This is a genomic window from Curtobacterium sp. Csp2 (assembly GCF_013347165.1).
The window spans coordinates 3,749,870-3,773,364 of record NZ_CP054593.1; the positions used below are offsets into that span (position 1 = coordinate 3,749,870).

Genomic DNA, 23,495 nt, shown 5'->3' on the forward strand with positions numbered 1-23,495 from the left:
GTGCCGTGCGCGTGCCCCCTGCTGCGCTACAACATCCATCAGAGCAGCGCTGGCGTCTTCTCACCACTGGTGGAGAGCGACTGGGACGCGTTGGCGCCACTGGCAAGGAACAGCATCTCAAGGAACCGTGCGTCGTCGGCTGCGACCTCGTCGTCATGCAGTTGCTGCAGCCGCTCGATGATGGACTGCAGTGCACGGACCGTACCCTCTCGGTCCGCTTCCCCGGGGGAGGAGGGCCCCTGCTGCTGCGAATGCAGCGCGTCAAGTGTGAAGCTGGCCATTGCGTAGGCCGGTTCGTCGGCGACTACCGCGTCACGCCGTCCGAGAAGAAGCTCAACCTCGGATCGAAGTTTCGCGACGACGGCGTCGATGGCGTTGCGTTCAGCCTCGAGCGGTGCTTGGCCGTGCTGCGTTCGCGCGGCGGCAGTAGCCACTCGGGTCATCTGCAAACCTGCGGCGGATGTAGCAAGACCGACGCTGAGTCCTGCATGCGCGCTCTGCATTTCTCTCCCCTCACAACACTGCTAGGGCTGCCAGCGTGTCGCGGTCAGCCCTTGGTGATCCTCATGATATGCGGCGACTCCGACGGTCGCTTGCCCGGATTCTACGGACCCGCAGGTCGGAAACGTTGCATTGACTCCACACGGTGCGGCGTCGCGCAAGCGAAACGCCGCGCTTGCCCGTGCAAGCACCCGATCGATCCGCAGCCGCTGGCGTCGAGGAGTGGCCCTCGGGTGCAACGGAGCGTCTACCTCGCGCGGCGGTTGCGGGTCCGATTCGCGATGATCCTGCCGCCGGAAACGTTCATCCGCCACTCGGCGAGCTTGTCGCTCACGCCGTACTTCCGAGCGAGAGACTCCGCCGGCCATCCGCGCAGCGCCCATAACGTTGCCTGCTCCTTCGGCACGAGTATCGCAGCGGCAAGCTCCGCTGCTTCTTCCTCCTGCTCCCGGTTTCCACCCCCGCACTTGCCGTCCTCGGACGTCCACGCAGGCGTCAGAAGATGCTCGGCTTCGACGTGCGCGACTTCATGGGTGAGATCCGACATGATCCGCACCCTCGGACGGCTGTCGTCGTAGAAGACGGCATGTCCGACACCGTCACTGACGAGTGCCGCCGACCACACACCGAAGCGGGTCGCGGTGAAGTAACGAACCGCCTCCTCCGCTCCGGGGATGCTTTGAATCGCGACGAACTTGACGCCGTTGCGTCGGGACCACTCCCATGGATCGAAGGCATCCTGAGGACTCAGCCCCGTCTCGGTGCGGATGTCGCCAGCGAGACGCGCGAGTGCTGCTTTGTTGATTGGCATGGTGCGGTCAGTCCTCTCGACTGTCCCGCACCATCCGAATCCCCATCCGCAAGATTGAGTTCAGGTGGTCGCGATCGTTGTCGTTCAAGTCCCTTCGGGCCCGCAACAGCATGGCGATCTCCGACTCTAGAGGGGGCTCCTCGCGGGGCGCCGCATCCGGGTCTATGAGGAATCGGCCGGCGTCGATGCGTAACCACCTCGTGATTCTCGCGAACGCCTCGAGGTCAGGGCGTTGCCCGTTGCGGAGGCGAGTGAGCAGCGACGGGCTCACGCCGATCTGCGCTGCCGCGGTCCGCCATGAGACGCCGTCGGCTTCGACCCTCCCGCCGACAGCATCTTTCAGGGCGCTCACGTCGATCGAGGTGTCAGGCATGGATCTCCATGGCTAGATCATACCGGCAGCCGAACCAGTGTTCTAGTTGCAAAACAGATCAGTCTGTGCCAGCGTGATCTGCAACAGCGTTTTGCTACTGAAACGGAGGGTCACGATGACCACCAACGCTCTGCACCTCACCATCGATGGACACCAGCACACCACCAAGGACGCCGACCAGCTCGCAAGCGACCTGATCCTCCTCGGCGGGAAGGACCCCGCCGCCTACGACCTCTTCCGCGTCGGTCACGGCGGCGTCGAGGACCATGTGAAGGACCGACAGATCCTGAACCTGCAAGACGGCGACCGGTTCGTCACCCGCTCAAAGGTGCACTTCACCGTCGACGGGGAACCCCAGACCTCCTGGGACGACGACCTCACCGCAGCAGCGATCCTCCGACGAGTCGGCCTGGACCCGACCCAGTACGACCTCGCCCGAGTCGGTGGTCACGGAGGAACCGCCGTCCTGCCGGCCGACGACGTGATCACACTGCACGACGGTGACGAGTTCGTCACCGCGAAGCGAATCGGCGGCGTCGCGTGAGCGAGGAGTCAGCCACCGACCGGGCCACGCGGGCCTTCACGGAAGACATGGCGGCAGCCGGCGTACCGGTACGGGCCGACGGGCCGCGACTGCTCTACACAATCTTGGCGGTTGCCGGGAGCTGCGCCGGCCAAGAGGTTCCGACCGGTGTGAGTGTCACCGAAGTGCAGAACTGGCCGCAGATCCCGCCGCACTGGGTGCACCTTCCTGACTCTGTGACGTTCCCGACCGGGGAGACGAACACCGACGAGACGGACACGCTGCCGGGATGGAAGCGACACTCCCGCGACCTCGGACCGTGGGATATGACCGTGCCGCCGGCAACAGCATGGATCCGGCAAGTGCGTGGGATCGTGTCCGCCGCGACAGGGAAGGACCAATCATGACGCGCTACTCCGTCGCCATGACTGAGGACGTCAACCTCGACCTGCGCCGACACCTGCTCCGCAGGGACCGCCAAGAAGACGTCGTCATCGCAACCTGGGCGCCATCGACCGGTGCGTCTCGAACCACCGCGGTTCTCCGCAGGGTCGTGCTCCCACAGGAAGGTGAGCGGTTTGTGCACGGCAACGCGTCGTTCACCAGCGAGTACGTGATCCGCGCTGCCCGAGAGGCGCACCAGCAGGGCGAAGGCATCGTGTTGCTCCACTCGCACCCCCGTGGAACGAACTGGCAAGGGCTCAGCCGACCCGACCACGACACCGAAGCGGACTACCGCCGTGCAGCCACCGCCATCACATCGATGCCACTGGTCGGCATGACGCTCGCTGGTGACGGAGCGTGGTCTGCACGGTTCTGGCATGACAACGACCCGCAGTGGGCGGAGTCCGTGCGAGTGGTGGCACCAGCGCTCGAGATGACGTTCAACCCTGACCTCCGCCCGGCGCCAGCGACGACCGCTGCTCAGGTGCGTACGGTGTCAGCGTGGGGTGACCAAACTCAGGCAACGATGGCTCGGCTACGGGTCCTCGTCGTCGGCACCGGCAGTGTCGGGTTGGATGTGGCACAACGACTTGCTGCGACCGGGCTGACCGACATCGGCATCATGGACTACGACGCCGTTGAAGAGCTCAACCTTGACCGTATGGTCGGCGCGACTCGCTTGGACGCCGCGCTTGGACGCGCGAAAGTCGACGTTGTAGCTCGTCTCGCCACCACTGCTGCAACAGCCCAGCGATTCACCGTGCACCGACATGAACTATCGGTCACCGACCCCGACGGCTTCGCCGCTGCGTTGGACTACGACGTTATTGTCTCCTGCGTCGATCGGCCATGGCCACGAGCTGTGCTGAACACATTGGCGTACGCAGACCTCATACCCGTCATCGACGGCGGAATCGGGCTCAATTCGTTCCAAGACGGTCGGCTGCGATCCGGTATCTGGCGCTCACACACCCTTGTCCCCGGTCGGCCATGTCTCATCTGCATGGGTCAGGTGCAGATGAACGAGCTCAGCCTGGATCGCCGTGGCCTCCTCGACGACCCGAAGTACATTGCGGCGGCAAGCATGGCCGCGCCGGCGAAACAGAACGTCGCAGCGCTATCAGCGTCAGTCAGCGCCGCAGTCCTCGCACAACTGGTAAGTCTCATCGCCCACCCTGGTGGCCGAGGCGTTCCTGGGCCCCTGCGATACATGCTCGCCACGCACAACCTCGAGCATGTTCCCGCGGAGACACAGAAGTACTGCCAGATTGAACCGCAGGTCGCCCTCGCTGACCATCGGTCCGATCTGACCGAACATCAGACCAACTGGCGGAACACTGTCGCCGCTCGACGGCGCAAGAAGACGCCACTGCGGCTCCGACTCCTCGCCGCAGGAGAACAGCTACTGCTCCGTCAGATTCACCGGCTCGGACGGTGAGACGGGACACGGTGAGCGGCCTGCCGGGGATGAATTGGCAGGACGCTCACCGTACCCATTGGCACTACTCCGTCAACGGACGCCGCCTAGAAACACGAGTCAGTTCACGAGATGGGTTAGGCGTACAACTTTGGCTGAGAGATCATGCTCGCGGCCGTCCGTCTGTCCGTTCGGCCGCGATCGGCGGGACGATCACGGCTACGGTAGCCGCATGGTGTTGGAAATCGTGCTCGTCATGATCGTGCTCGTTCTCGGCGTCCGACTCCTCGTCCGACACTTCACTCGTGCAGACGAAGGCAGGCCCGAGTCACAGAGGCTCGACCCGACCAGCACCGAAAATCCGAGCACACCCAACAATGCCGATCAAACCTCTGACCTCGACCGAGCCAAGAACGTTACGCCCGGACTCGAAGCGTCCACAGCAGTGGGACGCCGAAACCGTTCCGGCGTCATCGCGGTCCGTCTCGACAAACAGCTGCAGCAGATCGATATGCGAGCACTTCCGTCGTCGAGGTACCGAATCGTCGGCTCGGCGTACTGGGTGACAGATTCGGAACGCACCCGATACGGCGGGACAGAGTACGCATTGGTGCGTGAACCCGCTAACGAGCACGACGAGAACGCGGTCGCAGTGTACGGCCGAGGCCGAAAAGTCGGACACCTTAGCGCCGCGAAAGCAGCTGCTCTCGCCGCAGAACTCGACCGCTTGGGACCTGCCGCCTTCATCGTCTCTGGTGACACCGTATCCGAGCGAAGCATTCGACTGTGGGTCGATATCCCTCGGGTCGCCGCGGTCCGAGCGTTCCGCGCCAGTTGAGCTCTAGGCTTCTCGACCAGGAGCTGCCATTGCGACGGCGAGGCCACGAGCGATGTTGGCGACCGGCGGTCGTTTCCAGCACACAGGCGAGGTGCCATATCGCGACCGGCTGAAGACCGCTCAGAGGCGTAAGAACGAAGGCCCCCAGGTCATCCTGGGGGCCTTCGTGCGGGCTTCACGAGTTCCGTAAATTTCTTTACTGAGTTCCGTGAATCGCCCTGTGGCGGTACCGGTGGGATTTGAACCCACGGTGGAGTTGCCCCCACACATGTTTTCGAGACATGATCCTTCGGCCGCTCGGACACGGTACCGGGAACGATCTTACACGATCCGGGAGGCACGTCGAACCACCGCAGGTCGGCTCACCCTCCACAGGCGGTGCTGTCCGGCCTCCTGTCCACAGTCCAGCTCGGCCGGAGTCGAGAACGAGCGGGCCCGCGTACCGTCCTCGGCATGAGAACGCGCACCATCGTCGCCCTGCTCACCTCGGTCCTCGGCGGACTCGCCGTCGTGGGTGGTGGGCTCATCGGCGCCCGGGCCGGGGTCCGCGGGCAGCGGGCCGCTGCGCAGCGGGTGATCGACATGCTGCCGGTGCACGCGGACTGGTGGCGGGAGCGCCTGCAGCACGAGGGCCAGCTGACCTACCTGGCGATCGGCGACTCGGCGGCGCAGGGCGTCGGGGCGACGACGCCGGCACGCGGGTACGTGGGGCTCCTGGCACGCCGGATCCGACACCGGTCGCGGATGTCCGTGCGCGTGGTCAACCTCAGCGTCTCGGGGTCGACGACGTGGGGGGCGAAGAACGACCAGCTCCCGAAGCTGCGGAACCACACCCCGGACATCTGCACGGTGTCGATCGGGGCGAACGACATCGCGGACTTCCACCCGGACAAGTTCGAGCGGAACATCCGTGCGATCTACAGCGCGGTGCCCTCCCACGCGATCGTCGCGGAGCTGCCGTGCATGTTCGTGCCGGACCGGGAGCGCAAGGTGGCGGTGGCGAACGAGATCGTCCACCGGGTCGCCGACGAGCTCGGGCTGACCGTGGCACCGCTGCACGTCATCACGAAGCGCGTGGGGCTTCGTCGCACGTTCTTCAACAGCTACGGCGACCTGTTCCACCCGAACGACCGCGGCTACGAGATCTGGGCGAGCGCGTTCGAGCCCGCGGTGGACGCCCGGGTGGACACGGTGGCGGCGATCCGGCAGTACCTGTCCGCGCGCGAGGCCGAGGACCTCGGGCGCGAGGCCGGCGCGGTCGCCACAGCTCGCGCGGAGCAGGACACCGAGCACGCGGCGGAGCTCGACCACGGCGAGCGACCGGGGCGGGTGGAGCGGCTCCGGCACCGGATGACGGGCTCGATCCCGCTGCCGCACCAGCGCGAGGTCGAGAACGAGAACGCAGGCAGCACCAGCACCGGCACCGGCACCGGCACCGACACCGGCACCGGCACCGGCACCGGCACCGACAACCACTCCGACACCGCCCCGGGCCGGCGGACGGGTGATGTCGGCGGAGCGGCCTAGCCTCGACGTCATGGCGCGCACCCAGTCCCTGTACCGCTGCTCGGAGTGCGGGTGGACCAGCATCAAGTGGGTCGGCCGCTGCGGCGAGTGCCAGGCGTGGGGCACCGTCGAGGACACCACGGCCGCAGCCGCGAGCTCCCGGGGTACCGCCCCGGTCGCCGTCGCCGGAGCCCGGGTGGCCCGTCCGATCACCCAGGCGACCGGCACCGCCGTGCAGCGGTGGAACACGGGCATCGGCGAGTTCGACCGCGTCCTCGGCGGCGGCATCGTCCCCGGCGCCGCCGTGCTGCTGTCGGGAGAGCCGGGTGTGGGCAAGTCGACGCTGCTGCTCGAGGTCGCCTCGCGCGCGGCGGCGACGGGGAAGCGCGTCCTCTACGTCAGCGCCGAGGAGTCCGTCGACCAGGTCCGACTCCGCGCCGAGCGCACGAACGCCATGCACGACGAGCTCTACCTGGCGAGCGAGGTCGACCTCGGCGTCATCCTCGGCCAGATCGACCAGGTCCAGCCCGACCTGGTGATCGCGGACTCGGTGCAGACGATCTCGTCGAGCACCGTCGACGGCATCGCGGGCGGGACCTCGCAGGTGCGGGAGGTCGCGTCCACGCTCATCCGGGTGGCGAAGGAGCGCGCGCTGCCGGTCCTGATCGTCGGGCACGTCACGAAGGACGGCACGATCGCCGGGCCCCGGCTCCTCGAGCACCTGGTGGACGTGGTGTGCCACTTCGAGGGCGACCGCCAGACCGCGCTCCGCTTCGTCCGGGCGCTCAAGAACCGCTTCGGTCCGACCGACGAGGTCGGCTGCTTCGACATGGCCGGCGACGGCATCCACGAGGTCCCGGACCCCAGCGGACTGTTCATGTCGCGCAACGGCACACCGGTGTCCGGCACGTGCGTCACCGTCGCGATGGAGGGACGTCGGGCCCTGCCGGTCGAGGTGCAGGCCCTCGTGGTGCCGAGCTCCGCACCCCAGCCGCGCCGCGTTGTGAACGGGGTCGACGCGTCCCGGGTCGCGATGCTCCTCGCCGTGCTCGAGCGTCGAGCGGGGCTGAAGCTCTCGGATGCCGACGTGTACGTGTCGACGGTCGGCGGCATGAAGCTCACCGAACCGGGCGCAGACCTGGCGATCGCCCTCGCGCTCGCGAGCGCCGCGCGGGACCGCCCGTACCCGCACACGCTCGCGGCGGTCGGCGAGATCAGCCTCGCCGGCGAGATCCGTCCGGCCACGGGGGCGAAGCAGCGGGCGAGCGAGGCCGCACGACTCGGGTTCACGACGGTGCTCGGCGCAGGGTCGGAGCACCTCCGCGAAGCACTCCGGGTGGCCTTCTCGATGACGCAGTCCGCGCGCGAACGCGAGCTCGACCGGGCGTTCTGACCCGGCGCACGCCAGCCCGGCCACCGACGGAGGCAACCGGCGTGATGCGAGCGATCCGATCCTCCAGGCCGGAGCGGCCGACTCGGCCGGCTGCCGTGACCGACGACGCGGCCGACGGCCCGCGACCGACGACCCGGCCGACCGGCAGCGACGGCCCTGATCACCGCGGCCGCAGGACCGAATCCGACCGCGTCAGGCGCGCAGCGCCGCCAGCAGGTCCGCCGGGGTCGACTGCATCGTGTGCGGCCCCGCGATGTCGAAGAACACACCCTCGAGCGAGTCGAGGTGCGCAGCGAGGAACTCCTCGAGCCGCGGCCCGTCGTAGACCATGACCTGCCGGATCTTCTCGTCCGGCACCATCGCCGTGTACGCGTCCGCGGACGAGAACAGCAGCAGGATCCGCTTGTCGGACCCCTCGCGTCCGAAGACGCGCACCTGCATGTCCTTCTTGCCCGTGACGAGCCGCGGCACGATCACGATGTCGTTGCGCAGGGCGAATGCGACCGCGGCCACGTCCTGCTTCGCGAGGGCCTCCTCGAGCTGCTCGCTCCGGAAGCGCTGTTCCTTGTCTGCCATCGCCCCTAGTCCACCACTTCTGCGGCGCTTCCGTGACCGCACCATGCTCGGCTCCGACGGCGCAGGACTGCGGAAAGCGGCCGTGGAACGCTGTCCTCGTGCACAGATGTCGTCACGGGACTCCCGCTGGGGCCGTTCGGCACGGTAGGTTGGACGCAACCGCCTCGGCGGGAGTCCATCGTTCTTCTGGTGCTCTGCACCTTCGAGCGCCAACGGTCACTGACCCTCTCAGGTCGCCTGGCCCCGAACCCGTTCCGCCGGCCCATGCCCGCGGGGCGCATCGATCTGACGACATCCGTCGGTGGATCGGCGGCAGTACGTGTCGCCTCGCAAGACAGGCAGCGATATCTCGCCTGGCAAGAAAGTAAGGAAACGCCATCATGGCAACTGGCACCGTCAAGTGGTTCAACAACGAAAAGGGCTTCGGCTTCATCGCTCCGGACGACGGCAGCGCCGACGTCTTCGCGCACTTCTCCGCGATCGCTGGCAACGGCTACAAGTCGCTCGAGGAGAACCAGAAGGTGGAGTTCGAGATCACCGAGGGCCGCAAGGGCCCGCAGGCGGAGAACATCTCCGTCATCGGCTGATCACCTCAGCTGTCGGAACGGGCTCGTCGTCTTCGGACGGCGGGCCCGTTCTCTGTTCCCGGGCGGGGCGACGAGCCGCGCGCACCGTCGCCGCGCATGGAACCACGAAGACGACGTCGAACCAGAGGAAGCGCTTGGTTCGACGTCGGAAACCTGGTTCGACGCGCACACCACCGACACGCGCCGGCACCGCCGGCCGCCTGCGGCTCAGTTCAGCACGAACTGCGCCGACTTCTCCGACTTCAGGTCCCCCACCGCCACCTGCAGGTGGTAGCTCGCACCCCCGCCGGTGACCGCCGGCCGGGACGAGTCGCACGTGGTGGTCGACGAACGCGTCCGGTCCCAGCTGATCGACGGCGTCGTCAGCGTCTGCCCGGCCTTGATCGTGACGTCCTGGTTCGTGCCGTTCGTCTGGCAGTCCTTCGACGACCAGTACTGCTCGTCACCCGAACTGATCGTCAGCACCTGCTGCGCCGAGCCGAGGTCCATGTGGCAGGCGTCCGAGCCGGTGTTCGTGATCGACATCGCGATCTTCGGGTCCTCGGTGGGGCCGTACACGGTCTTGTCCAGCACGGCCGCGAGCGTGATCTGGTCCGCCGAGCAGGTCGACCCGGACCCGGACGCCGCCGCGGAAGCCGACGCAGACGCAGCCGGCGCAGCAGCAGCGGAAGCTGCGGAACCGGCACCACCGGACGAAGACGAAGACGAAGACGAGGACGAAGACGAAGACGAAGCCGACCCCGATGCCGACGCCGTCGCCCCGGGCGCCGACGCCGAGGACGACCCGCTCCCCCGGCCGACCACGATCAGGACGACCACGACGACGATGAGCAGCAGGACCCCGCCGACGAGCGCACGACGGCGCCAGTAGACACCGGACGACTCGGGGCCGACGGGGTGGCGGAACGAGGACATGCGCACAGGGTAGGACGGGATCGCCCCACGCCCGGGACGCGACGCCGAGGCGCCCCCGAAAGCGTCAGAGGATCTTCAGCATGCGGGTGTTGCCGAGGGTGTTCGGCTTGACCCGGGCCAGGTCGAGGAACTCGGCGACCCCTTCGTCCGACGAGCGCACGAGCTCGGCGTAGACGTCCGGCGACACGACCTGCTCGCCGATCTCCAGGTACCCGTGCTTCGCGAAGAACTCGACCTCGAACGTCAGGCAGAAGATCCGGGCGACGCCGAGCTCGCGGGCGTCGTGCTCGAGCGCCTCGAGCATCCGGTGCCCGACGCGCTTGTGGATCCACCGCTCGTCGAGGGCGAGCGTGCGCACCTCGGCGATGTCGTCCCAGAACACGGCGAGGGCGCCGCACCCGATCGGCACGCCGTCGGGCCCCTCGGCGATCCGGAACTGCTGGATCGACCCGTACAGCGCGACGTTCTCCTTGCCGAGCAGGATGCGCCGGTCGACGTACGGCGCGATGAGCCGCTGGATGTGCGGCACGTCCGACGCGAGCGCCGGTCGCACGCGGATCCCGTGCTCGTCCCGTTCGTCGAACGCGTGCTTGGCGTGTCCAGTCATCCGTTCGAGCATAGAACGCCCGCCGCCCGAGCAGGGGGACACCGCCCTGGAGGCCGCCCAGCCGCCCGCGCCTACCGTCCCAGGTGCACTCAGGACCGAACGAAGGAGCGAGCATGCCCCAGATCATCGAGACCGTCGACGTCACCGTCCCCGTCCGCCAGGCCTACGACCAGTGGACCCGGTTCGAGGAGTTCCCGGAGTTCCTCGACGAGGTCGAGAAGATCGTCCAGGTCGACGACGAGACCACGGACTGGACCGTCAAGGTGGCGGGCCAGGAGCGCGACTTCCGCGCCGTCATCACCGAGCAGCACCCGGACGAGCGCGTCGCGTGGACCGTCAAGGACGGCGACGTCGAGCACGCCGGCGTGGTCACCTTCCACAAGCTGTCGGACAGCGAGACGCGGGTCACGGCGCAGATCGACTGGGAGCCCACGGGCCTGCTCGAGAAGCTCGGCTCCGCCGTCGGCGTCGGCGGGCACGCCGTCAAGAAGGACCTGCAGAACTTCAAGGAGCGCGTCGAGAACGCACCGACCGAGCCGGGCTGGCGCGGCGACGTCCAGGCCTGAGACGGTCCGGACCCACTGACGAACGGGAGGCGCGGTGCCGGCTGGCACCGCGCCTTCCGTCGGTTCGTGGTCGCGCCGGGCCCGCGCACCCGGCGGTGGCAGAGTGGGCACCATGAAGCTCCTGCGCACCGCACTCACCGGCACGGTCATCGCGAGCGCGGGCAGCGTGGCCCTCGGGGCGGCTGCCGCGCGGCGACTCCTCCGTCCCGCGCCGTTCACCCCGCCGGAGTCCGAGCTCGTGTACGCCGACGAGCGGGACGTCCCGGGCACCGAACCCGACGGGGTCGCCGAGACGCACGTGGTGCACGTCCACGGCCAGTCGATCGGTCCGCAGCAGGTGCTCCGTGGTCTGCGAGTCTGGCGGTCGCTCGGTGCCTCGAACCAGGTCGTCGACACGACGGACCTGCCGCTGCGCTCCCTCGACCCGGCGGCCGTCGACCGGATCGCCGCCGCGGCCCACGCCGCCCGAGCCCGCGGTGCCCAGCGCGTCGTGCTGCAGGGCTGGTCCGCCGGGGCCCTCGCCGCGTCCGCCGCCGCGGCCCGCACCCCCGTGGACGGCATCGTCGGCGTCGCCCCGCTGCTCGACGTCCGCTCGGCACTCCGCGGGGCGGTCACGGCCGCACGCTTCCCGGCCGCCGTCGGCACGGTCGCCGTCCGGGTCGCCACGACCCCCGGGCTCAGCCGTCTGGCGGGCGTGCCGCATCCACTGACCGTGACGCGGTGGCAGGACGACGGGACGCCGACGCTCCTGCTGCACTCGTCCGCGGACGCCCTCGTCGCCGCGGACGACGTCGCCCGCCTGGCGGCACGGGGTGCCCGCGTCGAGACCTTCCGCGACGCCCGGCACACCCTGGAGTGGAACGAGGACCCGGACCGCTGGGAGGGCGCCGTCCGCGCCTTCGCTGCGGCGCTCTGATCCCGCCCGCGCACATGCAAGTGGCCCCGGTCCGAAGGACCGGGGCCACTGACGTCCGACCTGTTGGGGGGGGAACCAGCCGGACCTCGTGCACGAGGCGTTGGGGGGAACCCTCGCACGCCCATGATGCTACCCCCGGACGGGGGTCCGGTCCGGCGCGAGCCGGATCACGCACATCGGGACCACGAACGGACTGGAGGCGCGGTGCCAGCTGGCACCGCGCCTCCAGTCCGTCGTGTGGTCTGGTCTGATCCGGTCCTAGGACTCGATCTCGCCCTGCGGGGTCTCCGGCGCCTTCTCGAGCGTCGGCGCCCCGGCGAGGACCTCCTCGCGACCCGGCTGACGCCCGGTCTCGAACTGGAACTTCCCCTCGGCGAAGTCGACCTTCACGTGGTCGCCGGCGTTCAGCTCACCCTGCAGGATGTGCTCGGACAGCTGGTCCTCGACCTCGTGCTGCATCGCGCGGCGGAGCGGCCGGGCACCGAGGGCCGGGTCGAAGCCGACCTTGATGAGCTGCTCCTTGGCGGCGAGCGTGAGCTCCACCGTCATGTCGCGGTCGAGCAGGCGGTCCGCCAGGCGCTTCACGAACAGGTCCACGATCTGCAGCAGCTCGGACTGCGAGAGCTGCGGGAACACGATCGTGTCGTCGACGCGGTTCAGGAACTCGGGCTTGAAGTGCTTCTTGAGCTCCTCGTTCACCTTCGAGCGCATGCGGTCGTAGCCGACGGCCGAGTCACCCTCGACCTGGAAGCCCACCGGGCCACCGGCGATGCCCTGCGAACCGAGGTTCGTGGTCATGATGATGACGGTGTTCTTGAAGTCGACCACGCGGCCCTGGCCATCGGTCAGGCGACCCTCTTCGAGGACCTGCAGCAGCGAGTTGAAGATGTCCGGGTGGGCCTTCTCGATCTCGTCGAACAGGACCACGGAGAACGGCTTGCGGCGCACCTTCTCGGTGAGCTGGCCGCCCTCCTCGAAGCCGACGAACCCGGGAGGGGCACCGAACAGCCGCGAGACGGTGTGCTTCTCGCCGAACTCCGACATGTCGAGGGAGATCAGGGCACCCTCGTCGTCGAACAGGAACTCCGCGAGGGCCTTGGCGAGCTCGGTCTTCCCGACGCCCGTGGGGCCGGCGAAGATGAACGAGCCGGAGGGCCGGTTCGGGTCCTTCAGGCCGGCACGGGTGCGGCGGATCGTCTTGGAGAGGGCCGAGATGGCCTCTTCCTGGCCGATGACGCGCTCGTGCAGGGCCTTCTCCATGAAGACGAGACGCGAGGTCTCCTCTTCCGTGAGCTTGAAGACCGGGATGCCCGTGGCCTGCGCCAGGACCTCGGCGATGATGCCCTCGTCGACGGTGCCGGACGCGGCGACGTCACCCGCACGCCACTGCTTCTCGAGGCGGAGACGCTCGCCGAGGAGCTTCTTCTCCTCGTCGCGCAGGCTCGCGGCCTTCTCGAAGTCCTGCTCCTCGATCGCGGCTTCCTTCGACCCGCGGACCGTCGAGATCTTCTCGTCGAACTCGCGGAGTTCCGGCGGCGCCGACAGGATCGACAGGCGGAGACGTGCACCGGCCTCGTCGATCAGGTCGATGGCCTTGTCCGGCAGGAAGCGGTCCTGCACGTAGCGGTCCGCCAGGTTCGCCGCGGCGACGATCGCACCGTCGGTGATGGACACCTTGTGGAACGCCTCGTACTTGTCGCGGAGGCCCTTGAGGATGTTGATCGCGTGCGGCAGCGACGGCTCGTTGACCTGCACCGGCTGGAAGCGACGCTCGAGTGCGGCGTCCTTCTCGAAGTGCTTGCGGTACTCGTCGAGCGTGGTCGCACCGACCGTCTGCAGCTCACCGCGGGCGAGGAGCGGCTTGAGGATCGACGCGGCGTCGATCGCGCCCTCGGCAGCGCCGGCACCGACGAGCGTGTGGATCTCGTCGATGAAGACGATGATGTCGCCGCGGGTGCGGATCTCCTTCGTGACCTTCTTCAGGCGCTCCTCGAAGTCACCGCGGTAGCGGGACCCGGCGATGAGCGACCCGAGGTCGAGCGAGTAGAGCTGCTTGTCCTTCAGCGTCTCCGGGACGTCGCCCTTGACGATCGCCTGGGCGAGGCCCTCGACGACCGCGGTCTTGCCGACGCCCGGCTCACCGATCAGGACGGGGTTGTTCTTGGAGCGACGGGAGAGGATCTGCATGACCCGCTCCATCTCCTTCTCGCGCCCGATGACCGGGTCGAGCTTGCCGTCGCGCGCGGCCTGGGTCAGGTTCCGACCGAACTGGTCGAGGACCTGCGACCCCTGCTGGGCGTTCTGCTGCGTCTCGCCGCCGACGGCGACCGCTTCCTTGCCCTGGTAGCCGGACAGGAGCTGGATGACCTGCTGGCGGACGCGGTTGAGGTCCGCGCCGAGCTTGACGAGCACCTGTGCGGCGACACCCTCGCCCTCGCGGATGAGGCCGAGCAGGATGTGCTCGGTGCCGATGTAGTTGTGGCCGAGCTGCAGCGCCTCGCGCAGGGACAGCTCGAGCACCTTCTTGGCGCGCGGCGTGAACGGGATGTGCCCGGTCGGCTGCTGCTGCCCCTGCCCGATGATGTCCTGGACCTGCTCGCGGACGGCATCGAGCGAGATGCCGAGCGACTCCAGCGCCTTGGCGGCGACGCCCTCGCCCTCGTGGATGAGGCCGAGGAGGATGTGCTCGGTGCCGATGTAGTTGTGGTTGAGCATCTTCGCTTCTTCTTGAGCGAGGACGACAACACGACGGGCTCGGTCGGTGAATCTCTCGAACATGTGCTCTCCCTTGCCGGGCTCGTGGGAGCTCGGTGACGTACATCGAGACTAACCAGCGGACCCCCGGAGGGCTGCCCCTGTTCGCCGTGGGCGTGACCTCGCTTCGCCCAGTGGGCAGGCGGGGTGTGGTGGGTACCCTCGGGGCATGGAGCAGCCCGTCGTCGGCCTCGTCGTCCACCCCACCAAGAACGTGCAGGAGTCCGTCGCGACCCTGCAGCGGTGGAACGCCTCCGGACAGGGGCGGCTCGTCGCACGCCGGTCGGACGCGCAGCGCCTCGGCGGCGGGGTGGACGTGGTCGAGGAGGACGACTTCACCGAGCAGATCGACCTCGTCGTGGCGCTCGGCGGGGACGGCACGATGCTCGGGGCGATGCGCCTGGTGGCCAAGCGCCCGGTGCCGGTGCTCGGCGTCAACTACGGCAACGTCGGGTTCCTCGTCGAGATCGAGCCGCCGGAGCTCGAGGCGGCGCTCGACCGGTTGTCCGCAGGCGAGTACCAGCTCGAGCCGCACCACGCGCTCGAGGCCCGGCTGTCCTGGAGCGGTGCACGGACGGACTACCTGGCGTTCAACGACCTCACCGTGGTGCGACGCCCCGGCGCCGGCCAGGTCTCCGCCGACCTGAGCGTCGGCGGGCTCGGCTACGGCTACTACCGCGCGGACGCCATCGTCGCCGCCACCCCGGCGGGGTCCACCGCGTACAACTACGCGGCCGGCGGTCCCGTGCTCTCCCCCGCGCTCTCCGGCTCCGTCGTGACCCCGGTGGCGCCGATGGCCGGGATCGACCGCGCCGTGGTGCTCGCCGCGCGGGAGCGCTACCGACTCGACATCGCCGAGGGCACGAGGAGCGCCGCACTCGAGGTCGACGGACTCGTCGTCGGCGAGGTCGCGACCGGGGCGCAGATCGACGTCCGGCTGCGGAAGGACGCCGCGAGTGTGGTCCGCCTGGACGCCGAGCGGCACGGACGCACCGGTCGGGTGAAGCTCAGCCTGCTCGACCTGCCGGTCCGCCCGGACCAGCTCATCGAGCTCATCCCCCAGGACCTGCGGCAGCGGCTGAACCGCGACCTCGAGGACGGCTGACGACCGGACGGCGGCCAGGACCCGTCGGCAGACAGACGAGTGGCCCGCCCAGGCAATGCCTGGACGGGCCGTCCCATCACCCCACCGGACCGCCTTCCCACAGGACGGCCCGGTTCCCCGTGCCGGCACTGACGCGCCGGCCGAAGCCTGCTGACCTCAGTCGGTCAGGTACAGCTGCATGTCCTGGCTCACGGCCTTCGCGAACAGGCGCAGCTTCGCACGGGACTCGACGCGGCTGACCGCCTGTCGGGTCGTGTGCACGATCTTCGAGATCTCGTCGAGCGTCATCGGCTTGTCGTCGTCCAGGCCGTAGCGCATCCGGATGACGTTCGCCTCGTCGCTCGGCAGCTCCGCGACGATCGAGCGGATGTCGCGGTGCAGGAGCGTCGTCTCGGTGAGCTCGTTCGGGCTCGCGGCGTCCTCGTCCTCGATGAAGTCGCCGAGCTCGCTGTCGTCCGAGTCGCCGACCACGGTGTGGATCGAGACCGGCTCGTGCGAGCGGCCCTTCAGGTCGAGGAGCTCCTCGGTGCTCATGCTGAGCTCCGCGGCGACCTCGTCGGGCATCGGCGCACGGCCGAGGTCGACGGTCAGGTCGCGCTCGGTGCGCGAGATCTTGTTGATGAGCTCGACGGTGTGCACCGGGATGCGGATCGTCCGGGCCTTGTCGGCGAGACCACGCGAGATGGCCTGGCGGATCCACCAGGTGGCGTACGTCGAGAACTTGTAGCCCTGCGTGAAGTCGAACTTCTCGACGGCACGCACGAGGCCGAGGTTGCCCTCCTGGATGACGTCCATGAACGGCAGGCCGCGCTGCGAGTACCGCTTCGCGATGCTCACGACGAGGCGGAGGTTCGAGGTGATCATGCGCTCCTTGGCGCGCTCACCGTCGCGGACGAGCCAGCGCAGCTCGCGCTGCAGGGTCTTGTCGATGCCCGGCTCCGTGGCGAGCTTCTCCTCGGCGAACAGCCCGACCTCGATGCGGCGGGCGATGTCCGCCTCTTCCTCGGCGGTGAGGAGCGAGAGGCGGCCGATGTGGCGCAGGTAGTCACCGACCTGGTCGACCGAGGCGCCGCGGACACCCGCGAGCTGCTCGTCGGCTTCGACCTCGGTGTCGAGCGTGGTGGTCTCCACCGCGGCGTCCGCGGTCTTCGCTGCTGCAGCCTTCTTGGTGCGGCGCGCGGTGGTGCCAGTGGTCGTCGTCTTCGGTGTTGCGGTCGCGATCGTCATGGTGACTCTCCCTGCGGTTCGACGGTGATGGCCTCGGTGGGGGGTGTTGACGAGTAAAGCGGTCCCGAGGTGTACCCCACAAACCGATCGGATCGATTCCCAGGGAACCTCGTGCTTCACCGCCGGAACTGTCCCCCACGGGGTACGTCCTGGTCGACAGCATGGTCCGCCTCGATGCCCGGGCGCAAGGGGATGTCGCCGTGTTTCCGCTGTTGCAGGGGTGTTTCATCGACGTTGCCGAGGGTGTACCCCGGCCGACCGCGTCCCGTGGACACGAAAACGGGGTACGTCGGCCGGGATCGGTTCGATCCGACGTGACGTACCCCGAAGGAGGACGATCTGGGGCTCACCAGGAGGGCTCGAGCCACCCGTCCCGTCGCTTCGAGGCCTCGAGGTCGGCGTCGCGGTCGAACTCGTCGTACTCGCTCTCGATGTCGCCGACGAGGCTGCGACCGGTGAAGACGTGCGTGGTGGACATGCCGACGATGCTCACGCCGCCGGGCGACGGCGCGGTGAACGGCCGGTGGCCGGGAGCGGACGGTCAGACGTCCACGTCGTCCTCGTCGAGGTCGTCGAGGTCGTCCTCGTCGTCCAGCCAGGACGCGTCGCGGACCGCGTCGGGCAGCACCGAGTGTCCGAAGGCGTCCTCGGCGTCGAGCTCTGCGGGATCCACCGCGTCAGTGCACCACCGACGGGTGAACGCGGGGTGAAGCGGCTACTCGGCCGAGGTCGGTGCCGGGGCGGGACGGCCGTGCTCGCGCTCGAAGCGGGCGCGCTCCTCGGCCTCGACCTTCGCGTAGGCCGCGCGCTCCGTCCGGTCGGCCCGCATGATCGCGCGCATGACGAACCAGAAGATGAGGCCGACGACGATCGTCGGCGTCACGGCGAAGATGATCCCGGTCACGACTCCCTGCGGCACCCGGCGATCATAACCCGGCCGACCGTGGGAGGCGCCGTGCGGGACGGACCCGCACCGCGCCTCCAGGCCGGGTGGGACGTGACTGGTCCGTCTACTTGACCAGCGGGAACAGGATCGTCTCGCGGATGCCGAGCCCGGTGATCGCCATCAGGAGGCGGTCGATGCCCATGCCCATGCCGCCCGACGGGGGCATGGCGTGCTCGAGGGCACGGAGGAACTCCTCGTCGACGCGCATCGCCTCGGGGTCGCCGCCCGCGGCGAGCTTCGCCTGCTCGACGAAGCGCTCACGCTGCACGACCGGGTCGACGAGCTCCGAGTAGGCCGTCGCGAGCTCGAAGCCGCGGACGTACAGGTCCCACTTCTCGACCACGCCGGGACGGGTGCGGTGCTGCCGCGTGAGGGGCGAGGTGTCGACCGGGAAGTTCATCACGAACGTCGGGGCGTACAGCTCGTCCCCGTTGAAGTGCTCCCACAGCTCCTCGACGTACTTGCCGTGCGTGGCGTGCGCGACTTCGACGCCCTCGGCGTCGGCGAGCGCCTGCAGCTCCGACAGCGGGGTCTCCGGGGTGATCTCGTGACCCGAGGCCTCGGACAGGGACTCGTACATGTCCATGCGCGCCCAGTCGCCACCGAGGTCGTAGTCGGAACCGTCCGGCAGCGTGACGACGAGCGAGCCGCCCGTGACGGCCTTCGCGGCGTTCTGGACGAGCTCCTGCGTCAGGTCGGCCATCTGCTCGTAGTTGCCGTAGGCCTGGTAGGCCTCGACCATCGCGAACTCGGGCGAGTGCGACGAGTCGGCGCCCTCGTTCCGGAAGTTGCGGTTGATCTCGAAGACGCGGTCGATGCCGCCGACGACCGCGCGCTTGAGGAACAGCTCGGGCGCGATGCGCAGGTACAGCTCGGTGTCGAACGCGTTCGAGTGCGTGACGAACGGGCGTGCGGAGGCGCCACCGTGCTGCGTCTGGAGCATCGGGGTCTCGACCTCGAGGTACTCGTGGCCGGTGAAGGTGCTGCGCAGGGACGCCATCACCGCGGCACGGGCACGGACGGTCGCGCGGGCCTGGTCGCGGACGATGAGGTCGAGGTACCGCTGACGGACCCGGGTCTCCTCGTTGAGCTCGTTGTGCAGGTTCGGCAGGGGCAGGATCGCCTTGGCCGCCATCGCCCAGTCGTCGACCATGATCGACAGCTCGCCGCGGCGCGAGGAGATCACGCGGCCGTGCACGAAGACGTGGTCGCCGAGGTCGACGAACTCCTTCCAGCGGGCCAGGGACTCGTCGCCGACCTCGGCCAGCGAGACCATGGCCTGGATGCGGGAGCCGTCGCCGGACTGCAGGGACGCGAAGCAGAGCTTGCCGGTGTTGCGGGAGAACACGACGCGGCCGGCGATGCCGACGACGTCCTGGGTCTCCTCGCCGGTCTCGAGGTGGGCGTACTGCTCGCGGACCGCGGGGATCGTCGTGGTGATCGGGAGCTCGGCGGGGTAGGCGTCGATACCGGCGTCGAGGAGCTTCGTCCGCTTGTCGAGCCGGACCTGTCGCTGCTCGCTGGTCTCCTCGGCGGACAGGGCTTCTGCGGCGGTCTCTTCGCTCATTGCTGGTGCGGCTCCGATGGGGTCGTGGGGGACGCTCCGATGGTACCCGGCGCTTCGCGCTCGGACGGGCGCCGGTGCGTGGCCCGCGAGCGGGCGGGGCGCGGCGGGGTGGGGGCGCTCGCCCGCGTCAGGGGGCCAGGCGCGCCTCGACCACGAAGTTGTCGCGGGACGGGCCGCCGTCCGGTCGTTCCAGGCAGGTGATGACCACGAGCCGCCCCGGGACGTCCGCCCACACCGTGGCGTCGCCGCTGATCGACGGCTTCGGTACCGTCCTGGTCCCCGTCACGACGTAGCGGGCGCCCGCGACCTCGACGGCGTCGCCGGCCCCCACCCGTGACGTCCCCGACGCCGTGTCGTACAGCGCGTTGCCCGGACCGACCCCGCCGCCGCGCAGGGAGTGCATCGCGACGAAGACCGTGCCGCGCTCCGGGGTCCGGACGCCGGTGCCGAGGTCCCGGATCCAGAACGCGTCCGTGAAGGTCGGCGGCTGGACCTCGTCGTCGACCGTGACGAGGGACCGCAGTGGGACGTCGAGCCCCACGGACGGCACCCGGAACGCGTCGCCGTCAGCAGCCCGGACGGCCATCCGGCGCACGGCGGCCGGGGACGGTGCGAGCCCGGGGGCAGCGTCGACACGGTTGCCCCGGAGGTCGGGGAGCGACGGGGTCGCCGGCGGACGCTCCCCCTGTTGGACGATCCCGACGACGCCGACCACGACGAGCACGCCGGCGACCAGGAGTGCAGCCGTCGTCGCGAGCCGCCGACCACGTCCCGGTCCGCCCGGGCCGCCGGGCCGGGTCATGCGGCGCGGTCCCCGAGCACGGCGCGCACCACCTCGTGCACCCGTTCCGCGGCGCGTCCGTCGCCGTAGGGGTTCACCGCGCGGCCCATCGCCCGGTACCGGTCGTCGTCGTCGAGGAGCGCGGCCAGTTCGGCCCGGACGACCGCGCGGTCGGTGCCGATCAGCCGGGAGGCGCCGGCCTCCAGTGCCTCGGGCCGCTCGGTGGTGTCCCGCGTCACGAGGACGGGGGTGCCGAGCGTGGGTGCCTCTTCCTGCACGCCGCCGGAGTCCGTCACGATGCAGTGCGCGACCTGCATTGCCCGGCAGAACGTCGGGTAGTCCAGGGGTGCGTCGACGAGGACGTGGTCGAGACCGGCGAACGCGGGCTCGATCGCCGCGCGGACGATCGGGTTCGGGTGCAGCGGCGCCCAGACGAACACGTCGTCGCGGTCGCGGACGGTGTCGGCGATGCCCGCGGCCGTGTCGGCGAGGCCGCTCTCCCACGACTCACGGCGGTGACCCGTGACGAGCACCAGACGGCGTCCGGCGTCGAGCTCGGCCCGCACCGGCGCCGGGAGCGCCGGGGGTGTCGCGTCGAGGGTGTGCAGGAGCGCGTCGATCACGGTGTTGCCCGTCACGTGCACGGCCGCGGGCTCGGCGCCCTCGGCGAGCAGGCGGTCGGCGGCACGCTGCGTCGGGGCGAAGTGGACCGAGGCGAGTTGCCCGATGACCCGGCGGTTCGCCTCCTCCGGCCACGGCGACCACAGGTCAGCCGACCGCAGCCCGGCCTCGAGGTGCGCGACCTCGACGTGCGCGTAGTGGGCGGCGAGCGCCGTCACCGCGGCGGCCGAGGTGTCCCCGTGCACGAGCACCAGGTCCGGGCGACGTCGGGCGATGACCGCGCCGACCGCCGTCATCGTCCGGGTGGCGAGGGCGGTGAGGTCCTGCCCGGGCACCGCGACGTCGAGCCGCTCGTCCGGGTCGAAGTCGAAGGTCGCGTACACGGGCTCGAGGAGTCCGGCGTGCTGGCCGGTGTCGACGACCGTCGTGTCGATCGAGCGGTCGGCGCGGAGTCGTCGCACGACGGGGGCGACCTTGATGGCCTCCGGACGCGTCCCGAAGACGACCATGACGTGCGGGTTCACCGGTGACCTCCCGGTCCGCTCGGTCGGAGCGACGAGACGTGCCGGGGCTCCTGGTGGGTGGTGCGCCGGACCGGGCCGGTCCGACGCCGTGCGCCGCGGGCGGAACCACTGCGCGGGGTGGCGATCCGCCGGGCGAGGAGCGCGGCGGACAGCGGGATGCTGACGAGGAGGAGCATGTTCAGCAGGTCGGTGACGAGCAGGTGCTTGTAGATCTCCGACGCCCCCTCCGAGAGCATCACGGCCCAGAACTGCGCCCAGGTCGCGACCGCGGTCACGACGACCGTCGCCCCGAAGGCCGCGGCACGGTCGCCGAGCTGCCGCCGCCGGAACGCGAGTCCGAGGCCGAGCGCGAGGGCGACGATCTGCAGCAGGACGATCGCGGACGGCACGGTCCCGAGGAGCGCCGACACGACCACGACGACGGGGAAGCGGTGCTCCTGCTGCCACGGCTCGGCACCGACGTCCGGCGGGTACGCACCGACGTAACCGAGCACCGGCTGCGTCATCGCCTCGAGCCCGCGGTCGGCCATCCCGACCAGTCGCGCCGGGTGCGTCGCGTAGAACAGGGCGATCCGGCCCTGGGAGACCTCCTCGGTGAACCGCGGGAAGTCCGGCCGGTGGACGGCCGCGTTCTCCGACGCCACCGTCGTGCCGCTGCTCGACGCCCAGTCGGCGGGCAGGCCGAACCAGCGGAGGTCGCCCTCGGGGTCCGGGCTGTGCGGGAGCATCTCGACGAAGACCGCGTTGTAGGTGTTGAGCAGTGTGAAGTGCCGCGGCTGGATCGCCGCGTACCCGACGGCGACCCCGGCGAGGGCGACCACGAGCGAAGCCCCGAGGAGACGGGGGACGACGCGGACGCGGGGACGCGGGCGCCCGGCGCGCGGGTCCGGGCGGCCCCGCCGGCGGCGCGCCTGCGCGACCGGGTTGCTCCGCTCCCGGCGCGCCCGCAGCGGACGCCAGAGCAGCGCGAGGGCCGCGGCGGGCAGGAGGGCGACCATCTGGGTCTTCGCGGTGATCGTGAACACCGTCGCGAGCGAGAAGAGCAGCATGCCCAGCCACGTCGGGTCGCCCCGCCGCCACATCGCCAGCAGGCAGACGACCATGGCCAGGACCCCGAGGAAGCACGCGGCCTCGGAGTACGGGGACACGAAGAACCGCGCGAAGACGCCGTCGCCGACGACCGCGACGACGAGGGCCGCGGCGATCAGCCGGAAGAGCGCACGTCCGGGCAGGAACGCCACGAAGAGCGCGACGAGCACCCCGAACACGAGCACGCAGACGATGCCGACGGCGCGGGTGTCGATGCCGGCGCCCCAGCCGAACAGCGGCGTCAGCACGACGGCCGGCCACACGAGCAGCATCTGGGACGACACGTAGGGTTCGCCGGACCCGCCTGCACCGCACGCCTCGCCCGCCCAGCGGTGCGGTACCCACTGCGTGAAGACGTACTGCGTGCTCGCGGCGTAGTCGTACGGGGCGGTGTTCGCGACCCCGAACGCGCACATCAGCCGCTGACCGTCCCCCTGGTCCCCCATCCCGACGACGGTCGGGACGAACAGGTGCAGGAGCAGCACCGCGACGGCGAGGCACCCCGCGACGACGGCCGTGGCCCAGCGGCCCCGCGGGTCCTCGGCCGGCCCACCCGGGGCGATCCACCGCCAGACGAGCAGCAGCCAGGCGCTCGCGGCCCGCCGGGAACCGCGGGTCGTCGGCGCCGACGGGGTGGCGACCGGGGCGGGGGCCGTGTCAACCACGGCTGGTCGGGAGGAACGCTCCCGTGGTGAGTCCGGCACGACTGTCTCCTCCGACGGCGCAGTGCAGTGAGTGGGTCCCGTTGGTCTGCTGCACGGCCACGCCGGTGACGAACGTGGTCGGGTAGTCCCCGACGAAGGGGGAGCACATCCGCTCGACGTCCTGCTGCGTCGGGTCCCCGGTCGTGACGTCGAGCCAGGCGTTCACGTCCTGGCTGCTGTGCGGCTGTCTCTTATACACATCTC

At 69.7% G+C, this 23,495-nt stretch carries 25 protein-coding genes and 1 tRNA gene; 9 read left to right on the forward strand and 17 right to left on the reverse strand.

Going from position 1 to position 23,495, the window contains the following annotated elements; genetic code table 11:
- Positions 1 to 38 precede the first annotated feature (38 nt).
- The 3 genes from HUN59_RS18200 to HUN59_RS18210 all read right to left on the reverse strand — a co-directional run bounded on the left by HUN59_RS18200 (position 39) and on the right by HUN59_RS18210 (position 1,685).
- Positions 39 to 503 carry a hypothetical protein gene (locus HUN59_RS18200; protein WP_217483586.1) on the reverse strand — a complete coding sequence of 155 codons (465 nt, stop codon included), beginning with the start codon at positions 501 to 503 and terminating at the stop codon, positions 39 to 41.
- Positions 504 to 748: 245 nt separating this feature from the next.
- Complete coding sequence (locus tag HUN59_RS18205; RefSeq protein WP_174779186.1) at positions 749 to 1,312, reverse strand: ImmA/IrrE family metallo-endopeptidase; 564 nt, start codon at positions 1,310 to 1,312, stop codon at positions 749 to 751.
- Positions 1,313 to 1,319: 7 nt separating this feature from the next.
- Positions 1,320 to 1,685: a transcriptional regulator gene (locus tag HUN59_RS18210; protein WP_174779187.1), complete on the reverse strand. Its 366-nt coding sequence runs from the start codon at positions 1,683 to 1,685 to the stop codon at positions 1,320 to 1,322.
- 73 nt (positions 1,686 to 1,758) lie between these two features.
- Here HUN59_RS18210 and HUN59_RS18215 point away from each other — a divergent pair, with 73 nt between their 5' ends.
- The 3 genes from HUN59_RS18215 (at position 1,759) to HUN59_RS18225 (ending at position 4,907) form a co-directional block, all read left to right on the forward strand.
- The gene (locus HUN59_RS18215; protein ID WP_174779188.1) at positions 1,759 to 2,229 is read left to right on the forward strand and encodes a hypothetical protein; all 471 of its coding nucleotides are present in this window, start codon (positions 1,759 to 1,761) and stop codon (positions 2,227 to 2,229) included.
- 382 nt (positions 2,230 to 2,611) lie between these two features.
- Positions 2,612 to 4,090: a ThiF family adenylyltransferase gene (locus HUN59_RS18220; RefSeq protein ID WP_174779189.1), complete on the forward strand. Its 1,479-nt coding sequence runs from the start codon at positions 2,612 to 2,614 to the stop codon at positions 4,088 to 4,090.
- Between the two features lie 211 nt (positions 4,091 to 4,301).
- Positions 4,302 to 4,907, forward strand: a complete 606-nt coding sequence (locus HUN59_RS18225) for an HIRAN domain-containing protein (protein ID WP_174779190.1) — start codon at positions 4,302 to 4,304, stop codon at positions 4,905 to 4,907.
- A gap of 221 nt (positions 4,908 to 5,128) precedes the next feature.
- Here the strand turns inward: HUN59_RS18225 and HUN59_RS18230 are convergent.
- Positions 5,129 to 5,218, reverse strand: a tRNA-Ser gene (locus tag HUN59_RS18230).
- 142 nt (positions 5,219 to 5,360) lie between these two features.
- Between HUN59_RS18230 and HUN59_RS18235 the strand changes: the two genes are divergently transcribed.
- Both HUN59_RS18235 and radA read left to right on the forward strand, forming a co-directional pair.
- The gene (locus HUN59_RS18235) at positions 5,361 to 6,434 is read left to right on the forward strand and encodes an SGNH/GDSL hydrolase family protein (RefSeq protein ID WP_174779191.1); all 1,074 of its coding nucleotides are present in this window, start codon (positions 5,361 to 5,363) and stop codon (positions 6,432 to 6,434) included.
- 10 nt (positions 6,435 to 6,444) lie between these two features.
- The gene (radA, locus tag HUN59_RS18240) at positions 6,445 to 7,806 is read left to right on the forward strand and encodes a DNA repair protein RadA (protein WP_174779192.1); all 1,362 of its coding nucleotides are present in this window, start codon (positions 6,445 to 6,447) and stop codon (positions 7,804 to 7,806) included.
- A 192-nt stretch (positions 7,807 to 7,998) separates the two neighbouring features.
- Here the strand turns inward: radA and HUN59_RS18245 are convergent, their stop codons facing one another.
- Positions 7,999 to 8,382, reverse strand: coding sequence for an SseB family protein (locus tag HUN59_RS18245; RefSeq protein ID WP_114850646.1), 384 nt, complete (start codon positions 8,380 to 8,382; stop codon positions 7,999 to 8,001).
- Between the two features lie 380 nt (positions 8,383 to 8,762).
- On the opposite strand from HUN59_RS18245, the gene cspE reads away from it, so the two are divergent.
- Positions 8,763 to 8,969 carry a transcription antiterminator/RNA stability regulator CspE gene (gene cspE / locus HUN59_RS18250; protein WP_022904520.1) on the forward strand — a complete coding sequence of 69 codons (207 nt, stop codon included), beginning with the start codon at positions 8,763 to 8,765 and terminating at the stop codon, positions 8,967 to 8,969.
- Positions 8,970 to 9,176: 207 nt separating this feature from the next.
- On the opposite strand, the gene HUN59_RS18255 is transcribed toward cspE, so the two are convergent.
- Together HUN59_RS18255 and HUN59_RS18260 are read right to left on the reverse strand one after the other, a co-directional pair.
- Positions 9,177 to 9,884, reverse strand: coding sequence for a hypothetical protein (locus HUN59_RS18255; protein ID WP_174779193.1), 708 nt, complete (start codon positions 9,882 to 9,884; stop codon positions 9,177 to 9,179).
- Positions 9,885 to 9,948: 64 nt separating this feature from the next.
- Positions 9,949 to 10,491, reverse strand: coding sequence for an amino-acid N-acetyltransferase (locus HUN59_RS18260; RefSeq protein ID WP_058742237.1), 543 nt, complete (start codon positions 10,489 to 10,491; stop codon positions 9,949 to 9,951).
- Positions 10,492 to 10,604: 113 nt separating this feature from the next.
- Here HUN59_RS18260 and HUN59_RS18265 point away from each other — a divergent pair, with 113 nt between their 5' ends.
- Positions 10,605 to 11,057: an SRPBCC family protein gene (locus HUN59_RS18265; RefSeq protein ID WP_174779194.1), complete on the forward strand. Its 453-nt coding sequence runs from the start codon at positions 10,605 to 10,607 to the stop codon at positions 11,055 to 11,057.
- A 112-nt stretch (positions 11,058 to 11,169) separates the two neighbouring features.
- Positions 11,170 to 11,973 (forward strand): hypothetical protein, encoded by an 804-nt coding sequence (locus tag HUN59_RS18270; RefSeq protein ID WP_174779195.1) that lies wholly within the window; start codon positions 11,170 to 11,172, stop codon positions 11,971 to 11,973.
- A gap of 258 nt (positions 11,974 to 12,231) precedes the next feature.
- On the opposite strand, the gene HUN59_RS18275 is transcribed toward HUN59_RS18270, so the two are convergent.
- A complete protein-coding gene (locus HUN59_RS18275; protein ID WP_058742230.1) occupies positions 12,232 to 14,751 on the reverse strand; it encodes an ATP-dependent Clp protease ATP-binding subunit in 2,520 nt (839 codons plus the stop codon).
- A gap of 145 nt (positions 14,752 to 14,896) precedes the next feature.
- Here HUN59_RS18275 and HUN59_RS18280 point away from each other — a divergent pair, with 145 nt between their 5' ends.
- Positions 14,897 to 15,832, forward strand: coding sequence for an NAD(+)/NADH kinase (locus HUN59_RS18280; RefSeq protein WP_058742231.1), 936 nt, complete (start codon positions 14,897 to 14,899; stop codon positions 15,830 to 15,832).
- Between the two features lie 156 nt (positions 15,833 to 15,988).
- Here the strand turns inward: HUN59_RS18280 and HUN59_RS18285 are convergent, their stop codons facing one another.
- The 9 genes from HUN59_RS18285 to HUN59_RS18315 all read right to left on the reverse strand — a co-directional run.
- The gene (locus HUN59_RS18285) at positions 15,989 to 17,059 is read right to left on the reverse strand and encodes a sigma-70 family RNA polymerase sigma factor (RefSeq protein ID WP_058742232.1); all 1,071 of its coding nucleotides are present in this window, start codon (positions 17,057 to 17,059) and stop codon (positions 15,989 to 15,991) included.
- A 346-nt stretch (positions 17,060 to 17,405) separates the two neighbouring features.
- Positions 17,406 to 17,537, reverse strand: a complete 132-nt coding sequence (locus HUN59_RS20010; protein ID WP_302690931.1) for a hypothetical protein — start codon at positions 17,535 to 17,537, stop codon at positions 17,406 to 17,408.
- A 63-nt stretch (positions 17,538 to 17,600) separates the two neighbouring features.
- Positions 17,601 to 17,732 (reverse strand): hypothetical protein, encoded by a 132-nt coding sequence (locus tag HUN59_RS20015; protein WP_302690932.1) that lies wholly within the window; start codon positions 17,730 to 17,732, stop codon positions 17,601 to 17,603.
- A 42-nt stretch (positions 17,733 to 17,774) separates the two neighbouring features.
- The gene (locus tag HUN59_RS18290; RefSeq protein WP_058742233.1) at positions 17,775 to 17,978 is read right to left on the reverse strand and encodes a hypothetical protein; all 204 of its coding nucleotides are present in this window, start codon (positions 17,976 to 17,978) and stop codon (positions 17,775 to 17,777) included.
- Between the two features lie 91 nt (positions 17,979 to 18,069).
- The gene (lysS, locus tag HUN59_RS18295; protein ID WP_174779196.1) at positions 18,070 to 19,572 is read right to left on the reverse strand and encodes a lysine--tRNA ligase; all 1,503 of its coding nucleotides are present in this window, start codon (positions 19,570 to 19,572) and stop codon (positions 18,070 to 18,072) included.
- Between the two features lie 127 nt (positions 19,573 to 19,699).
- Complete coding sequence (locus tag HUN59_RS18300) at positions 19,700 to 20,374, reverse strand: class F sortase (protein ID WP_174779197.1); 675 nt, start codon at positions 20,372 to 20,374, stop codon at positions 19,700 to 19,702.
- Entirely contained in the window at positions 20,371 to 21,498 is a 1,128-nt protein-coding gene (wecB, locus tag HUN59_RS18305; RefSeq protein ID WP_254629941.1) for a non-hydrolyzing UDP-N-acetylglucosamine 2-epimerase, read from the reverse strand. The genes HUN59_RS18300 and wecB overlap by 4 nt, the downstream gene beginning before the upstream one ends.
- Positions 21,495 to 23,252, reverse strand: coding sequence for a glycan biosynthesis hexose transferase WsfD (gene wsfD / locus HUN59_RS18310; RefSeq protein ID WP_174779198.1), 1,758 nt, complete (start codon positions 23,250 to 23,252; stop codon positions 21,495 to 21,497). Before wsfD ends, wecB begins: the two co-directional genes overlap by 4 nt.
- The coding region (locus tag HUN59_RS18315; protein ID WP_217483587.1) for a hypothetical protein at positions 23,245 to 23,495 on the reverse strand (251 nt) is incomplete at its 5' end. The genes HUN59_RS18315 and wsfD, both read right to left, overlap by 8 nt.

What these genes read in the sequence shown, in the direction of transcription:
- HUN59_RS18200 (WP_217483586.1), bottom strand. Translation starts at nt 503, where the DNA reads ATGCAGAGCGCGCATGCAGGACTCAGCGTCGGTCTTGCTACATCCGCC.
- HUN59_RS18205 (WP_174779186.1), bottom strand. Translation starts at nt 1,312, where the DNA reads ATGCCAATCAACAAAGCAGCACTCGCGCGTCTCGCTGGCGACATCCGC.
- HUN59_RS18210 (WP_174779187.1), bottom strand. Translation starts at nt 1,685, where the DNA reads ATGCCTGACACCTCGATCGACGTGAGCGCCCTGAAAGATGCTGTCGGC.
- HUN59_RS18220 (WP_174779189.1), top strand. Translation starts at nt 2,612, where the DNA reads ATGACGCGCTACTCCGTCGCCATGACTGAGGACGTCAACCTCGACCTG.
- HUN59_RS18225 (WP_174779190.1), top strand. Translation starts at nt 4,302, where the DNA reads ATGGTGTTGGAAATCGTGCTCGTCATGATCGTGCTCGTTCTCGGCGTC.
- HUN59_RS18235 (WP_174779191.1), top strand. Translation starts at nt 5,361, where the DNA reads ATGAGAACGCGCACCATCGTCGCCCTGCTCACCTCGGTCCTCGGCGGA.
- radA (WP_174779192.1), top strand. Translation starts at nt 6,445, where the DNA reads ATGGCGCGCACCCAGTCCCTGTACCGCTGCTCGGAGTGCGGGTGGACC.
- HUN59_RS18245 (WP_114850646.1), bottom strand. Translation starts at nt 8,382, where the DNA reads ATGGCAGACAAGGAACAGCGCTTCCGGAGCGAGCAGCTCGAGGAGGCC.
- cspE (WP_022904520.1), top strand. Translation starts at nt 8,763, where the DNA reads ATGGCAACTGGCACCGTCAAGTGGTTCAACAACGAAAAGGGCTTCGGC.
- HUN59_RS18255 (WP_174779193.1), bottom strand. Translation starts at nt 9,884, where the DNA reads ATGTCCTCGTTCCGCCACCCCGTCGGCCCCGAGTCGTCCGGTGTCTAC.
- HUN59_RS18260 (WP_058742237.1), bottom strand. Translation starts at nt 10,491, where the DNA reads ATGACTGGACACGCCAAGCACGCGTTCGACGAACGGGACGAGCACGGG.
- HUN59_RS18265 (WP_174779194.1), top strand. Translation starts at nt 10,605, where the DNA reads ATGCCCCAGATCATCGAGACCGTCGACGTCACCGTCCCCGTCCGCCAG.
- HUN59_RS18270 (WP_174779195.1), top strand. Translation starts at nt 11,170, where the DNA reads ATGAAGCTCCTGCGCACCGCACTCACCGGCACGGTCATCGCGAGCGCG.
- HUN59_RS18275 (WP_058742230.1), bottom strand. Translation starts at nt 14,751, where the DNA reads ATGTTCGAGAGATTCACCGACCGAGCCCGTCGTGTTGTCGTCCTCGCT.
- HUN59_RS18280 (WP_058742231.1), top strand. Translation starts at nt 14,897, where the DNA reads ATGGAGCAGCCCGTCGTCGGCCTCGTCGTCCACCCCACCAAGAACGTG.
- HUN59_RS18285 (WP_058742232.1), bottom strand. Translation starts at nt 17,059, where the DNA reads ATGACGATCGCGACCGCAACACCGAAGACGACGACCACTGGCACCACC.
- HUN59_RS20010 (WP_302690931.1), bottom strand. Translation starts at nt 17,537, where the DNA reads ATGTCCACCACGCACGTCTTCACCGGTCGCAGCCTCGTCGGCGACATC.
- lysS (WP_174779196.1), bottom strand. Translation starts at nt 19,572, where the DNA reads ATGAGCGAAGAGACCGCCGCAGAAGCCCTGTCCGCCGAGGAGACCAGC.
- HUN59_RS18300 (WP_174779197.1), bottom strand. Translation starts at nt 20,374, where the DNA reads ATGACCCGGCCCGGCGGCCCGGGCGGACCGGGACGTGGTCGGCGGCTC.